At 70.8% G+C, this 14646-nt stretch carries 10 protein-coding genes; 5 read left to right on the top strand and 5 right to left on the bottom strand.

The annotated features are described in order from the left end of the window. Nucleotides 1-11: 11 nt before the first annotated feature. A complete protein-coding gene (locus AB0J88_RS14975) occupies nucleotides 12-1301 on the top strand; it encodes an FAD-binding oxidoreductase (protein WP_364344641.1) in 1290 nt (429 codons plus the stop codon). Between the two features lie 152 nt (nucleotides 1302-1453). Here the strand turns inward: AB0J88_RS14975 and AB0J88_RS14970 are convergent, their stop codons facing one another. From AB0J88_RS14970 to AB0J88_RS14955, 4 genes are all read right to left on the bottom strand, one after another. Further along, nucleotides 1454-2089, bottom strand: coding sequence for an ATP-dependent Clp protease proteolytic subunit (locus AB0J88_RS14970; RefSeq protein ID WP_364344643.1), 636 nt, complete (start codon nucleotides 2087-2089; stop codon nucleotides 1454-1456). 255 nt (nucleotides 2090-2344) lie between these two features. Continuing rightward, nucleotides 2345-3964 carry an MFS transporter gene (locus AB0J88_RS14965; RefSeq protein ID WP_364344645.1) on the bottom strand — a complete coding sequence of 540 codons (1620 nt, stop codon included), beginning with the start codon at nucleotides 3962-3964 and terminating at the stop codon, nucleotides 2345-2347. Between the two features lie 27 nt (nucleotides 3965-3991). Next, nucleotides 3992-4504 carry a class I SAM-dependent methyltransferase gene (locus AB0J88_RS14960; protein WP_364344647.1) on the bottom strand — a complete coding sequence of 171 codons (513 nt, stop codon included), beginning with the start codon at nucleotides 4502-4504 and terminating at the stop codon, nucleotides 3992-3994. Between the two features lie 351 nt (nucleotides 4505-4855). Further along, complete coding sequence (locus tag AB0J88_RS14955; RefSeq protein ID WP_364344649.1) at nucleotides 4856-6946, bottom strand: SpoIIE family protein phosphatase; 2091 nt, start codon at nucleotides 6944-6946, stop codon at nucleotides 4856-4858. Nucleotides 6947-7353: 407 nt separating this feature from the next. Here AB0J88_RS14955 and AB0J88_RS14950 point away from each other — a divergent pair, with 407 nt between their 5' ends. Both AB0J88_RS14950 and AB0J88_RS14945 read left to right on the top strand, forming a co-directional pair. Next, a complete protein-coding gene (locus tag AB0J88_RS14950; protein WP_364346064.1) occupies nucleotides 7354-11664 on the top strand; it encodes a HAMP domain-containing protein in 4311 nt (1436 codons plus the stop codon). A gap of 16 nt (nucleotides 11665-11680) precedes the next feature. Then, entirely contained in the window at nucleotides 11681-12226 is a 546-nt protein-coding gene (locus AB0J88_RS14945; RefSeq protein WP_364344652.1) for a response regulator, read from the top strand. On the opposite strand, the gene AB0J88_RS14940 is transcribed toward AB0J88_RS14945, so the two are convergent. Beyond that, nucleotides 12227-12562 (bottom strand): STAS domain-containing protein, encoded by a 336-nt coding sequence (locus AB0J88_RS14940; RefSeq protein WP_089252352.1) that lies wholly within the window; start codon nucleotides 12560-12562, stop codon nucleotides 12227-12229. A gap of 99 nt (nucleotides 12563-12661) precedes the next feature. Here AB0J88_RS14940 and hemL point away from each other — a divergent pair, with 99 nt between their 5' ends. Both hemL and AB0J88_RS14930 read left to right on the top strand, forming a co-directional pair. Next, complete coding sequence (gene hemL, locus AB0J88_RS14935) at nucleotides 12662-13981, top strand: glutamate-1-semialdehyde 2,1-aminomutase (RefSeq protein ID WP_364344655.1); 1320 nt, start codon at nucleotides 12662-12664, stop codon at nucleotides 13979-13981. Next, the gene (locus AB0J88_RS14930; RefSeq protein WP_364344658.1) at nucleotides 13978-14625 is read left to right on the top strand and encodes a histidine phosphatase family protein; all 648 of its coding nucleotides are present in this window, start codon (nucleotides 13978-13980) and stop codon (nucleotides 14623-14625) included. The genes hemL and AB0J88_RS14930 overlap by 4 nt, the downstream gene beginning before the upstream one ends. Nucleotides 14626-14646 lie beyond the last annotated feature (21 nt).

Below are 14646 nucleotides of genomic sequence, written 5' to 3'. Positions count from 1 at the left end.
ACGATTGCGCCATGACTGTGCCGGGGGGCTCCGACGTGCGGAGGCAGCTCGCCGCGATCTGTGGCGAGGGTTTCGCGCGCGAGGCCGGCCCGGCCGACGACGTGGTCGGGGTGCCCGCGCGGTGGGTGGCCGCGCCCGGCACGGTGGAAGCGGCCGGCGCGGTCCTGGCCCTGGCCGCCGCCCATGACCTCGCGGTGGTGCCCCGCGGCGCGGCGACCAAGGTCGACTGGGGAGCGCCACCCGACCGGCTCGACCTGGTGGTCGACACCGGCCGCCTCGCCGGCATCTGGCATCGCGACGCCGGCGAGCTCAGCGTCGAGGTCGGTGCCGGCACGCCGGTCCGCGCGGTGCAGGCCACGCTGGGCCAGCGCGGGCATCGGTTGGCCTGCGACCCCCGCTCGATCGGTGCGACCGTCGGCGGCATCCTGGCGGCCGACGAGGCCGGGCCGCTGCGGCACCGCTACGGCACGCCGTGCGAGCAGGTGGTCGGGGTGAGCTACGTGGATGCCGAGGGCCGGCTGCACCACTCGTCCGGCTGGTCGATGCGCGGCGCCGACGGCCCCTCACTCAACCAGGTGCTGTGCGGCTCGCAGGGGGCGCTGGCCCTGCTGGTCTCGGCGACCCTGCGCACCCAGGCGGCGCCGGCCGCCCGGGTCTGGTTGACGCGCTCGGTGTGGACCCCGCTCGAGGTGCACGATCTGGTCCGGCAGGTGCTGGCGGCGTCGCTGGCCCCGTCGGCGATCGAGGTCGACCTGCCGGCACACCGGGCGGTCCTGATACCGCGCCAACGCAGCCGCCAGGGTCCGGGCACGGTGGCGCTGCTGCTGGAGGGCACGCGGGCCGACGTTCTCGACCGAGCCGAGCAGGCGGTCGGTGTGCTGGGCGGGGATGCCCGAGCGGTGGAGACCCCACCGCGGTGGTGGCATCGCTATCCGTTCGAGCCTGGTGAGGTCGCGCTGCGGCTGTCGGTGCCGATCAGCGACTTGCACGCGGCCATCTACGCGTTGCGTGACGCGGTGGGCGGGCCGGTTCCGGTGCGCGGGGCTGCTGGCATAGGCGTGGTCCATGCGGCGCTGCCGGCGAGCCTGGGGGCCGAGCGGGTGTCCGCGATCCTCAACGCGGTCCGGGGCGTGCTGCTGTTCCGGGGAGGCACGTGCGTGGTGACCTCGGCCCCGCCGGCGGTCCGGCAGGCGGTCGACATGTGGGGGCCGGTGGCGGCCCTACCGACGCTGCGGGAGGTGAAAGAACGCTTCGACCCACAACGCCGCATGGCCCCGGGCCGCTACATAGGCGGCCTATGAGCCTTCCCGCAGGGCGCGCCTTGCGTTGCTCGTCGCGGTTTGTGAGGCCTTCTTGCCGGCGGAACGATGGCTGGCGGTCGGCCGTTGCGCGGTGGCTCTTGGGGGCTTCTTGTCGCGGACGATGTGTGGCTGTGGGCCGCCGTGTCGGTGGCTCACGAGGCCTTCCTGCCCGGCGCGACGATCTCGTGCACGAGGCCATACTCGCGGGCTTCCTCGGCGGTGAGCTGGCGGCCGCGCGACAGGTCGTCCTCGATGCGGCTGCGTGGCTGGCCGGTGGCGCCGGCGATCCGCACGATGAGGTCGTCCAGGGCACGCAGGTGGTGACCAGCGGCGTGGGCGACGTCCTCGGCGGTGCCGGAAACGCCTGCGGCGCGGGGCTCGCGGAGGCGGAACCGGGCATGCGGGAACGCGCGCCGGTGCGGTGCGACGGCGTAGAGGCCCAAGGCCGCGCCGCCGATCTCGGCCGACGCGAGGGCGTGCACAGGTGCGTGCATCACGTCGATCGCGTCGATGACGGCGAAGACCGCGTCCAGGTCACCGTCGGGGCTGCGCAGGTGCAGCTCGACCGGGTCCGCGCCCTGCGCGTCGAGGGTGAGCAGGGCAGCGGCGGTCCGGGTAGCCGCCGCGCCCGTCACGGTGCCTTGGAGGAGGACGATGCGCCGATCGAAGAGCTTCTCCTCGAGCCACGGAGCCAACGGCGGCGTGCTCTCCGCCGGCGGCTGATCGGACCACGGCGGAGTCGTCCCGGGCGGCTGGTTCCAGCGGCGCGGGTGGTCGTCGAGGGGCATCGTCAGTCCCTTCCGTCGCGGGCGTGACCAAGTCACCGGCTGCTCCGATGTCGACGGTCGTCGGCGGTGGGCAGCCGGGCGGTCGGCTGGTGCCGGACCGCCGCGCGGCTGCGTCGAGCCCTCCGCCGACCGTATACCGGCGAAGGGCATCGGACCCCGATCGTTCGCGCGCGGCGAACACCTTGGCCTGCGCTTGGCCAGCGAACACCGGCGACGGATTGATCTTGTGGTCGTTGCCCGTCGGGTTGGTTGGGGTCAGGCTGGCGCGACCGGGGGACCGAGAGGGCCGCCGGCGTCGTCGTCTCGGGTCGAGGTGCGGGCGGGGCTTTCGACCGACTCGGTGGACTCCTGTTCGACCTTGCCGCCCGGGTGGAAGATGGCGAAACAGAGGGCCACGAACAGCGCGACCGCCATGCCGTAGAAGACGACTCGGCTCGCTTCCGCGTAGTCGCGTTCGATGGCGTCGAACGCGGCCTCGCGGATCGAGGGCGGGAGCGCCTCCGCCGCGTTGCTGGCGCCCGTCGACGTCATCAAGGAGTTGGCGGCGGCTGCGGCGTCGGCGCTGGGTACGCCCAGGCCGGACAGTGACGTCGAGATCTTGTCGCGGCCGACCTGCAGCAAGACGGTGCCCAGGATGGCCAGGCTCAGGCTCGAGCCGTAGTTACGCAGGGTCTGGGTGATTCCGGTGACCTCGCCGTACGACGCGTTGATCGCGCGGTTGACCGCGTCCGTGCTCGCTGGGCCTAGGAAGAAGCCGATGCCGGCGCCGGAGAGGATGATCCAGTACCACTGGCTGCCCTCGGACAGCGTCGTCAGACTGCCGGCCCAGAAGGCGAAACCGATCGTGCCGAGCACGCAGCCCAGGATCATCGGCCGGCGGGCGCCGCCCTGGTCGAGCATGCGACCGCCGATCTGGGCGGCGACCACGAAGCCGCCGAAAAAGATCAGGAGGTACAGGCCGGCGCCGCTGGCGGACTGGCCCAGCGAGATCTGCGAATAGACGCTGGCGAAGAAGAACAGCGGCACGAAGGCCATCAGGCCGAAGAACAGCACCGCGTTGTCGATCGTGAAGGCGCGGTCCTGGAAGATTCTGACCTTGATCAGCGGGGTCTCGGTGCGGAGCTCGACCAGCACGAAGACCACCAGGATCGCGAAGCCGGCGACGATGCACAGCCACGTGCGCCAGCTGTCCCAGCCCCACGAGCTCGCCTGCTGCAGACCGAGCACGCTCAGCGCCATGCCGGCGACGATCAGAACGGCGCCGCGCCAGTCGAGCTTTTCGCGCCGGTGTGCCGGGTTCACCCGGGCGAGCCAGGTCAGGACGACCGCGATGATCGCCACGGGTACGTTCACCCAGAAGATCGCCCGCCAGGTGTACTGGGTGAGCCAGCCGCCCAGGATCGGGCCGATCGCGGTCAGTCCGCCGGTGACGCCGAAGAAGATCGCCAGTGCTCTGCCGCGTTGCCGCAACGGGAAGGCGGCGACCACGATGGCCAGCGCGGCCGGAAACAGCAGCGCGGCGCCGAAGCCCTGGATGACCCGGAAGATGATCAGCCACGCTTCGGCCCCGTCGCCCTTCGGCGTCGCGCCGCACAGGGCCGACGAGACGGCGAAGATGGTGACGCCGATGAGGACCATCCGGCGGTGGCCGAGCAGGTCAGCGAGCCGGCCGCCAAAGGCGAAGAAGGCCGACAGCGACAGCAGATAACCGTTGATCACCCACTGGATCGCGGACGCCGAGATGCCGAGCTCGCCGGAGATGTCGGGCACGGCGATCGACACGATCGTCTGGTCGATGAAGGTCATCGCGACCGCGAACACCATCGCGGCGAGCACGGTGTACTTGTTCGACCCGGGCTCCGCGGTGGTTGTCATTGAACACACGCTAAACGGACATAGCCCTCAGCGTGTCGTATTCACGGGCGTGGCGGCCACGCACTGCAAGCCCTCGGCCGAGGTCACGGAGGTATCGAAGCCGCCCGCCACAAACCGTGCCGCCGCCCGCGCCGCGATCTCGTCGGACCGGCCGGGCGTGGGTCCGCGCCCCCAACAGGCGTACATGGTGCCGCCCGGCACGAGCAACCGGCGCAAGAGGTCGAGCTCCTCCCGCGCGGGCGTGGTCCAGAACAGGTTCACGTTGATCGAGAAGATCTTGTCGAAGGGGCCGAGCTTCCCGACACCGTCGAGGGTGAAGGGCGCCTGGACCACGGTCAGCCGCCCGGCCTCGACACAGTCGGCGTTGCGGGCCAGCGTCTTCTTCACCGCGGTCAACGAGCGATCGATCGCGGTCATCGACCCGGTACGCAGCCGCCCACAAACCAGCGCCGCCGCGGTCCCACCGCCGCAGCCGACCTCCATGATCCGCTCGGCCGGACCGGGATCCACCTGGTCGACGGACCACCGGATCCGATCCACGAGCTACCCCCTCATGCGCCAAGTCTCACCGATCATCGCAGCCTCCGCTGAACCCGACCGCCGTCCGCCAAGCCCCGAACCGACCCGGCCGGTCCGACCCCGACGATCGAGAGTGCGGCGACCGGGCCACCGGCCCTGCACCCTCGGCAGGTGGCTTCCGAGCGACTTGGAGAAGGATGGCCCGACCGATTTGGCGCCGTCCGGCAGGTGGCCTGGCGCCAAATGCGCCAGGTTGCCGGCCCGGCCCACAGCGAGCGCCGCCGGGCTGGTGCGCCACCGCAGGCGGCACCGCGCGAGATCAGCCGCAAGACGCTTTCGACCCGGGCGAGGAGCCGGTCGGTCGTGAAGCGGCTAGCTAGGTACGACGTCGTTGCGGAGTACCAGGATCGCGATGTCGTCTCGCGGGGTGTCTGCCGAGAAGCCGATCACCGCCGTCTTGAGTCGCGCCGCGACCACGTCGGCCGAATACCCTGCCAACGGCGCCGCGGCGTCGCGTAGGCGTTCCGGGCCGAACAGGTCGCGACCGCGGCGCCGCTCGGTCACCCCGTCCGTGTAGAAGACCAGCGAGTCACCAGGGCGCAGGGTCAGCTCCGCTACCGGGGTCGCTACCTCGTCGAGTAGGCCCAGCGCCGTTCCGCCCGTACCCACGAAGGCTGCTCGGCCGTCCGCGCGGACCGCGACCGGGCGGTCGTGGCCCGCCAGATGCAGCGAGACCGCGAGGTCGCCGTCGCCCGACGGGGCCGGGCCGACCGCGGCCAGGGCCAGCGTGCAATAGCGCCCGCCGCCCCGGTCGACCAGCGTCTCGTTGAGTCGGGTCAGCGCTTCCGGCAGCGGCCGCGAGTCGTGGACCAGCACTCGGATCACGTCGCGGACCAGGCCGGTGACCGCCGCGGCTGGTACGCCCTTGCCCGACACGTCGCCGACCACCACCAGCCAGCGGTCGTCGCTCAGTGGCACCACGTCGTAGAAGTCGCCGCCGACCTCGGCCGCGTCGCCAGTCGGCACGTACTCGGCCGCGAAGCCGATGCCCTTCACCACCGGAAGGACCGGTGGCAGCAGCGACTGCTGAAGGGTGTGTGCGACCTTGCGGCGCTCCTCGTGGATCCGGGCGTTCTCGATCGCCAGGCCGGCCCGGCGGGCCACGTCCTCGATCACCGCGATCTCGTCCGGGTCGTGCCGGTGTCGCTGGTGCCGGCCGACGGCCAGCGTCCCGAGCCGTTGCCCGCGGGCCACCAGCGGCACCGCGAAGCCTTCCATCGGCGGGCCGAGCGGCACCTGCGACTCGGTCCGCGACGCCTCGCGCAGCCGGGACACCATCGACTCCGGGCCCGACTCCGCCAGCACCGCGTGCAGGCGGGGGAGCATCGACTCGTCGGCGTGGCTCGCCGCGGCCAGGTGCAGCCGGCCCCACTCGTCCGTGGTGTGCACCGCGCACCACTGGCCGAGCCGCGGCACGACGAGCTGAGGAATCAGAGCCATCGTCAGCTGTACGTCGAGCGACTGGGCCAACAGCTCGCTCGCCTCGGCCAGGAACGTGAGCCAGCTCTGGCGCCGCAGGTCGGCACGGCGCAGCCGGTCGTTCTCGACGTAGAGCGAGAGCCGTTCGGCGACCAGCGCGGCGAGCGGCTGCGCATAGGTCGACGGCGCGGCGTCGAGTTCCAGTTCGCCGTTGTACGGCCGGTTGACCGCGAGCGGCATTCGCAGCAGCTCGTCTTCGGGCCGCGGCGGGCGGCCGAAGCGCGCGAGCACCCGCGAGCCGGCACCGTCGCCGCGGTCGAGGCGGACCACGCCTCCGGCCGCGCCGACCATCTCCGCGACGCGGGACAGCAGGTCGTTGGCGAAGTCGGGAAGCGGATCATCGGCGTACGGGTCCGGGGCGGTCTGGCTGAGCTGCGCCATCTCGGTCGCGGTGGGGGTCGGGCCGGGCGCGGGCTGGGCGGCGACGGGCACGCTGCCGAGCGTGGAACCGGTCGCCAACTGCCGGGGTACGACCACGTGTGGCGAAGTTGACCCGTCGGATCTGTCGAGCCGGAACCAGACGCCCTTGCGCGCGCCTTCGTGAATAGTGCCCCAGCGAGAGGCGAAATGGTCAACAAGCAACAATCCACGCCCCCTTTCCGAAATTTCGGAAATGTCCGAAGCGTCCGCCTGGGGTCGGGCCAGCACCGTCTCGATCGGCCCGCCCGCGAAGTCGGTGACCGTCACGGTCAGTCCGACCCCGTCCGCTGTGACTTCGATATCAAGGTCAGTCCCAGCGTGCACAACCGCGTTCGTGGACAACTCTGTGGTCAGCAGCAACGCCTCGTTGCTCAGGTCGTCCAGCCCGGCCTCGGCCAGCACGGCACGCACCAGAGCCCGCGCCGCGGCCGGCGTGCGGCGGTCGGCGGGCAGCCGCACATGACGGACGTGCTCGACCTGGCCCGCGACGCCCTCCCCTGACACGCTTAGCATCCTGCCCCGAAGCGGCGGAATGTTCCAAGCCGCCCGGTCTGGCAGCGGTAATCCGGACGCGTAGCCTCGCGCCCGGCATGCGGCAAAGGCCATGATGGGAAGGCTGCCGGCGGCATCCCCCCGCCGACACGCTCCCACGCAGACCGAGCGATCTCCCCACGCAGACCGAGCGAGGAACCATGACCACGGCGAAATCGAACACCGCCGCGGACCAGTCCGCCGCCGAAGGGCCCAAGCGGGCCAAAGCGCCGAAGCAGCCCGGCGAGGCCCACGAGGCCGAGGCCAGGCAGCCAGACCAGGAGCTCACCGACGCCAGGCGGCGCGAGCGGGAGCTGGCCGATGTCCAGCAGCAACAGCAGCAGCAGGAGCTCGCCGACGCCCGGCGGCAGCTCGAAGAGCTGTCCGAGGGCCTGCGCCGCGTAGCCCGGGGTGACCTCAAGGTGCGGCTGCCGCGCCGGGCCGGCCTGGCCGGTGAGGTGGCCGACGCCTTCAACGACGTCGTGGCCACCCAGGAGCGGCAGCATCTCGACGTGCGCCGGATCGCCCGGATCGTCGGTCGTGACGGCCGGCTGACCGAGCGGCTGGACGAGGAGGGCTACGACGGCTCGTGGGCGGAGAGCCAGCGCGCCATCAACTCGTTGATCGACGACCTGGGCCGGCCGACCACCGAGATCGCTCGCGTCATCGTGGCGGTGGCCGACGGCGACCTGTCGCAGCACATGGCGCTCCAGATGGACGGCCGCCCGCTGCGCGGTGAGTTCCTGCGCATCGGGCGCACGGTCAACACGATGGTGGACCAGCTCAGCAGCTTCTCGAACGAGGTGACCCGCGTCGCCCGGGAGGTTGGCACCGAGGGGGAGCTCGGCGGCCAGGCCGACGTACGCGGCGTCGCCGGCACCTGGAAGGACCTCACCGACTCGGTCAACACGATGGCGTCCAACCTGACCCACCAGGTGCGGTCGATCTCGGCCGTGGCGACCGCCGTCGCCCGAGGCGACCTCAGTCAGAAGATCACCGTGAGCGCGCGCGGCGAGGTCGCGGCCCTCGCCGACACCATGAACTCGCTCACCGACACGCTCCGCCTCTTCGCCGAGCAGGTCACCCGGGTGGCCCGCGAGGTGGGCACCGAGGGCAAGCTCGGCGGCCAGGCGGCGGTGCCCAACGTCGCCGGCACCTGGAAGGACCTCACCGACTCGGTGAACTCGATGGCGAGCAACCTGACCGCCCAGGTCCGCAACATCGCCCAGGTGAGCACCGCGGTCGCCAACGGCGACCTCAGCCAGAAGATCACCGTGGCCGCGCAGGGCGAGATCCTCGAGCTCAAGGACACCGTCAACACGATGGTGGACCAGCTCAGTTCGTTTGCCGACGAGGTCACCCGCGTGGCCCGCGAGGTGGGCACCGAGGGCAAGCTCGGCGGTCAGGCCCAGGTGCGCGGGGTCTCCGGCACCTGGCGCGACCTCACCGAGAACGTGAACCAGCTCGCCGGCAACCTGACCAGCCAGGTCCGCAACATCTCCCAGGTCAGCACCGCGGTCGCGAAGGGCGACCTGAGCCAGAAGATCACGGTCGACGCCCGAGGCGAGATGCTCGAGCTCAAGAACACCGTGAACACGATGGTCGACCAGTTGTCGAGTTTCGCCGACGAGGTCACGCGGGTGGCCCGCGAGGTCGGCACCGAGGGCAAGCTCGGCGGTCAGGCCCAGGTCAAGGGCGTGTCCGGCACCTGGCGCGACCTCACCGACAACGTCAACTCGATGGCGAGCAACCTGACCAGCCAGGTCCGCAACATCGCGTCCGTCACCACCGCCGTCGCGAAGGGTGACCTCGGCCAGAAGATCACGGTCGACGCCCGCGGCGAGATCCTCGAGCTCAAGTCGACGGTCAACACGATGGTCGACCAGCTCAGCAGCTTCGCCGACGAGGTCACCCGGGTGGCCCGCGAGGTGGGCACCGAGGGCAAGCTCGGCGGTCAGGCCCAGGTCCGGGGCGTCGCCGGCACCTGGCGCGACCTGACCGACAACGTCAACTTCATGGCGTCCAACCTGACCAGCCAGGTCCGCAACATCGCCCAGGTCTCCACGGCGGTGGCCCGGGGCGACCTCAGCCAGAAGATCACGGTCGACGCGCAGGGCGAGATCCTGGAGCTGAAGAACACCGTCAACACGATGGTCGACCAGCTCAGCAGCTTCGCCGACGAGGTCACCCGCGTCGCCCGCGAGGTCGGCATCGAGGGTCAGCTCGGTGGCCAGGCCCAGGTCAAGGGCGTGTCCGGCACCTGGCGCGACCTCACCGACAACGTGAACTCGATGGCGTCCAACCTGACCGGTCAGGTCCGCAACATCGCGTCCGTCACGACGGCGGTGGCCCGCGGCGACCTCGGCCAGAAGATCACGGTCGACGCGCAGGGCGAGATCCTGGAGCTGAAGAACACCGTCAACACGATGGTCGACCAGCTCAGCAGCTTCGCCGATGAGGTCACCCGGGTCGGCCGCGAGGTCGGCATCGAAGGCAAGCTCGGCGGTCAGGCCCAGGTCAAGGGCGTGTCCGGCACCTGGCGTGACCTCACGGACAACGTCAACCAGCTCGCCTCGACGCTCACGACCCAGCTCCGCGCGATCGCGGAGGTGTCCACGAGTGTCACCCGCGGCGACCTGACCCAGCGGATCACCGTCGAGGCCCAGGGCGAGGTCGCGGACCTCAAGGACAACCTCAACCAGATGATCGTCACCCTGCGCGAGACGACGAAGAAGAACGCCGAGCAGGGCTGGTTGGACTCCAACGTGGCCCGCATCGGCGGTCTGTTGCAGGGCCAGCGGGACCTCGGCGAGGTCTGCCGCATGATCATGACCGAGGTCACCCCGCTGGTCGACGCCCAGCTCGGCGCGTTCTTCCTGGCCGACACCGACGAGGGCGTGGTGCGACTGAGGCTGACCGCCTCCTACGGGTACGTCGCCCGCGACCACCACGTGATCTTCGGCCCCGGCGAGGGCCTGGTCGGCCAGGCGGCCCTGTCCCGCCGGCCGATCCGGGTCGGCGCGGAGCCCACCGGCACGCTGACCCTGCGCTCCGGCATGCTCGACGCCCGCCCGCGTGACCTGGTCGTGCTGCCGGTGCTGTTCGAGGGCGAGGTGCTCGGCGTCATCGAGTTCGCCTGCATCGACGCGTTCTCCGACCTGCACCTCACGTTCCTGGAGCGGCTGGTCGCGACGATCGGCATCGCGCTCAACACCATCCAGGCCAACCGGCGCACGGAGGAGCTGCTGGCGCAGTCACAGCGGTTGGCCCACGAGCTGCAGGAACAGTCCGCCGAGCTCCAGCGCACCAACAACGAGCTGGAGGAGAAGGCGAAGCAGCTCTCCGACCAGAACATCAACATCGAGACGAAGAACCACGAGATCGAGCTGGCCCGGATCGGCCTGGAGGAGAAGGCGCGGCAGCTGTCCGCCGCGAGCGCGTACAAGACCGAGTTCCTGGCCAACATGAGCCACGAGCTGCGTACGCCGCTCAACTCCCTCCTACTACTAGCCCGGCTGCTGGCCGACAACACCGAGGAGAACCTGACCCCGAAGCAGATCGAGTTCGCCCGCACCATCCACAGTGCGGGATCCGACCTGCTCTCGCTGATCGACGACATCCTCGACCTGTCGAAGATCGAGGTCGGCCGGATGGACGTGGAACCGACGGAACTGCGGTTCGACGAGATCCGGGGGTACGTGGAGCAGGCGTTCGCGCCGCAGGCCGAGGACAAGGGGCTGCGCTTCGAGGTGATGGTGGCGCCGGAGCTGCCGGACATGCTGATCACGGATGCCCAGCGGCTCCAGCAGATCCTGCGCAACCTGCTCTCCAACGCGGTCAAGTTCACCGACAGCGGCGAGGTGACGCTGCGCATCCAGGCCGCCGAGCCGAGCCCGGAGCTCGACGCGCCCACGTTGCAGGCGGCACACACCGTCTTCGCGTTCTCCGTCACGGACACGGGCATCGGGGTCCCCGACGACAAGCTGGGCCTGATCTTCGAGGCGTTCCAGCAGGCCGACGGCACGACCAGCCGGCGGTACGGCGGCACGGGGCTTGGCCTGTCGATCAGCCGCGACCTGGCCCGGCTGATCGGCGGCACGATCACGGTGGTCTCGGAGCCCGAGGTCGGGTCGACGTTCACGCTGCTCGTACCCGATGTGCTGGCTCCGGACGCGGTCGTGGCGCCGATGCCGGCGCCCGCACCGCCGCGCACCACCGTGCCTCCGCTGCTGCGGCCGAGCACCGACCCGGCCCGTCAGCCCAGCGCGGCCAGCCGGGCGCTCGACGGCGCCACCGTGCTGATCATCGACGACGACGTCCGCAACGTGTTCGCGCTGACCAGCGCGCTGGAGCTGCACGGCATGTCGGTGCTCTACGCCGACAACGGCGGCGACGGCGTGCGCACCCTGGCCGAGCACCCGGAGGTCGACATCGTGCTGATGGACGCGATGATGCCCGACCAGGACGGCTACGAGACCACCCGGGTGATCCGCCGCAACCAGCACAACGCGGGGCTGCCGGTGGTCTTCCTGACCGCGAAGGCGATGCCCGGCGACCGGGAGTCCGCGATCGCGGCCGGCGCGACCGACTACATCACGAAACCGGTCGACCTCGATGAGCTGATCGACCTGATGGCGAGCTGGGTACATGGCACGGCAGGCCGGGCAACCCACGAGGGCGGCAGCGTTTGACGGTTAGGGTGGGGCGGTGAGTGGGACCGCGAAAGCACTTCTGGTCGATGACCGTAAGGAAAACCTCCTCGCGTTGGAGGCGATTCTCCAAGGGCTGCCGGTCAAGTCCGTGGCGGTCGAGGGCGGTGAGGCAGCGCTGAAACAGCTGCTCGTCGACGACTTCGCGGTCATCCTGCTGGATGCGCAGATGCCTGACATGGACGGCTTCGAGACGGCCAACCACATCAAGCGCCGCGAGCGGACCCGGCACGTCCCGATCATCTTCCTGACCGCCGCCGACCGGGACGCCCAACTCGCCCTGCGTGGTTACGCGGCGGGAGCGGTCGACTACCTGACGAAGCCGTTCGATCCGTGGGTGTTGCGGGCCAAGGTCTCGGTCTTCGTCGACCTGTGGACCAAGAGTCGTCAGCTCGCCGCGCACAGTGAGGACGTCCGTGAACGGGAAGCCCGTTGGAAGGGCCTGACTGAAGCAGTCGACGCGGCCACCGCCCTGCTGCGCTCCGACGAGGAGGGCGCCAAGGAGCGCGCGATAGCGATGCTCGAACAGGCCCGCTGGGGATAGCTAGGCGGAGGGCTCGCCGTTCTTGACCATCAGCGCTGAGCGGAGGCCGGTGATGTCGAGCACGCGCATGAGGAAGTCACCCACGTTGGTCAGCACGAGCACGCTCTGTGCGTCACGCGCCTTACGGCTGAGCACGACGAGGGTGCCGAGGCCGGTGGAGTCGCAGAACGTGACGCCGCCGAGATCGAGCGTGATCCGCGGAGTCGGCTCGGTCAGCACCTCGGTGATCGCATTGACCAGACGGTTGCCCGTGAGCATGTCAATCTCGCCGACGAGACTGAGCACGGCCTCCTCGGGAGTGCGCCGCACAGTGATCGACAACTCCGGACGTTCCACGCCAGCAGCCTATCGCGATCTACCCGGCCCGGCCTGTCGAGCGTGTCCGAGAGGGGCGCCTGCCTGCCATCTCCTACACGCTGTCAGAATGGCAGCACCGTGACCGAAACATATTCGGCCGGCACCGCGCCGGCATCCGAGGCCCTGTTCCGCCGCGCCCGTGAGCTCACTCCGGGCGGGGTCAACTCACCCGTGCGTGCGTTCCGCGCCGTGGGCGGCACCCCCCGCTTCATGGTCCGCGGCGAAGGCCCCTGGCTGTTCGACGCCGACGACCGCCGTTACCTCGATCTGGTCTGCTCCTGGGGTCCGCTGATCCACGGCCACGCGCACCCGGCCGTGGTCGACGCGGTCCAGTCGGCGGCCGCCAAGGGCACCAGCTTCGGCACGCCCACCCCGGGCGAGGTCGAGCTCGCCGCGGAGATGATCGCCCGGACGCCGATCGACCAGGTCCGCCTGGTCAACTCCGGCACCGAGGCGACGATGTCGGCGATCCGGCTGGCCCGCGGCTTCACCGGCCGGTCCAAGATCGTCAAGTTCGCCGGCTGCTACCACGGCCACGTCGACGCGCTGCTCGCCTCGGCGGGCTCGGGTGTCGCGACGTTCGCGCTGCCCGACTCGCCCGGCGTCACCGGCGCGGCGGCGGCCGACACGATCGTGCTTCCCTACAACGACCTCGCCGCGGTCGAGGCGGTCTTCGCCGCCGACGGCGCGGAGATCGCGGCCGTGATCACCGAGGCCGCGCCCGGCAACATGGGCGTGGTCGCGCCCCGCGACGGCTTCAACGCCGGCGTCGCCCGCATCGCCCACGCCAACGGCGCGCTCTTCATCGTCGACGAGGTGATGACCGGCTTCCGGGTCTCCCGGTCCGGCTGGGCCGGCATCGAAGACACGGGCGCCGACCTGTTCACCTACGGCAAGGTGATGGGCGGCGGCCTGCCGGCCGCGGCGTTCGGCGGTCGCGCCGACATCATGGCCCGGCTCGCCCCGGCCGGACCGGTCTACCAGGCCGGCACCCTCTCCGGAAACCCGCTGGCCTGCGCCGCCGGCCTGGCCTCGCTGCGGCTCGCCGACGACGCCACCTACCGTCGACTGGACGAGACCGCGGCCACGGTCGGCAAGCTCGCCGCCGACGCGCTCGCCGCCGCGGGTGTGCCGCACCGGCTCTCGTACGCCGGCAACATGTTCTCGATCTTCTTCACCGACGCGGACGTCGTCGACTTCGACGGCGCCCGCGCCCAGAACGTCGAGGCCTTCAAGGCCTTCTTCCACGCGATGCTCGACGCCGGCGTCTACCTCCCGCCGAGTGCGTTCGAGTCCTGGTTCGTGTCGACGGCGATCGACGACGCGGCCCTCGAGGTGTTGGCCGCGGCCCTGCCAGGCGCGGCGCGGGCGGCGGCGGACGCGGGGGGCGCGAGTTGACGACAACGGTGGTGCACGTGCTGCGGCACGGTGAGGTGCACAACCCGGACAAGATCCTCTACGGGCGCCTGCCCGGCTTCAAGCTCAGCGAGCTCGGCGGGCAGATGGCCAAGGCCGCCGCCCAGTCGCTCGCCGAGCGCGACGTCACCTACGTCGTGGGCAGCCCGCTCGAACGGGCGCAGGAGACCGCCGAGCCGATCGCGGCCCAGTTCGGCCTGCCGGTCGCGGTCGACGAGCGCCTGATCGAGAGCGCCAACTGGTTCGAGGGCAAGCGGGTCTCGCCCGGCGACGGCTCGTTCAGCGACCCGCGCAACTGGTGGGTGCTGCGCGACCCGCTGACCCCGTCCTGGGGTGAGGCCTATCGGGCGATCGCCGAGCGGATGTTCGCCGCCCTGCACGCCGCGCGGGTGGCGGCCGAGGGCCACGAGGCCGTCTGCATCTCGCACCAGCTGCCGATCTGGACGCTGCGCCGCTACGTCGAGCGCAAGCGGCTCTGGCACGACCCGCGCAAGCGCCAGTGCGGCCTGTGCAGCCTGACCTCGTTCCACTTCGACGGCACCAAGATCGTCGGTATCGGCTACTCCGAGCCGGCCGCGCACCTGGTCGCGCTGTCACCCAACGCCAAGCACGCCAAGGGCGCCTGACGTGCGCCGTCGTGGGCTCCT

The organism is Asanoa sp. NPDC049475 (assembly GCF_040676915.1).
Classification (GTDB): Bacteria; Actinomycetota; Actinomycetes; order Mycobacteriales; family Micromonosporaceae; genus Asanoa.
The sequence above is the reverse complement of the archived record's forward strand: the minus strand, read 5'-3'. Positions and strand labels throughout refer to the sequence as shown.

What these genes read in the sequence shown, in the direction of transcription:
- AB0J88_RS14975 (WP_364344641.1), top strand. Translation starts at nt 12, where the DNA reads ATGACTGTGCCGGGGGGCTCCGACGTGCGGAGGCAGCTCGCCGCGATC.
- AB0J88_RS14970 (WP_364344643.1), bottom strand. Translation starts at nt 2,089, where the DNA reads ATGCCCCTCGACGACCACCCGCGCCGCTGGAACCAGCCGCCCGGGACG.
- AB0J88_RS14965 (WP_364344645.1), bottom strand. Translation starts at nt 3,964, where the DNA reads ATGACAACCACCGCGGAGCCCGGGTCGAACAAGTACACCGTGCTCGCC.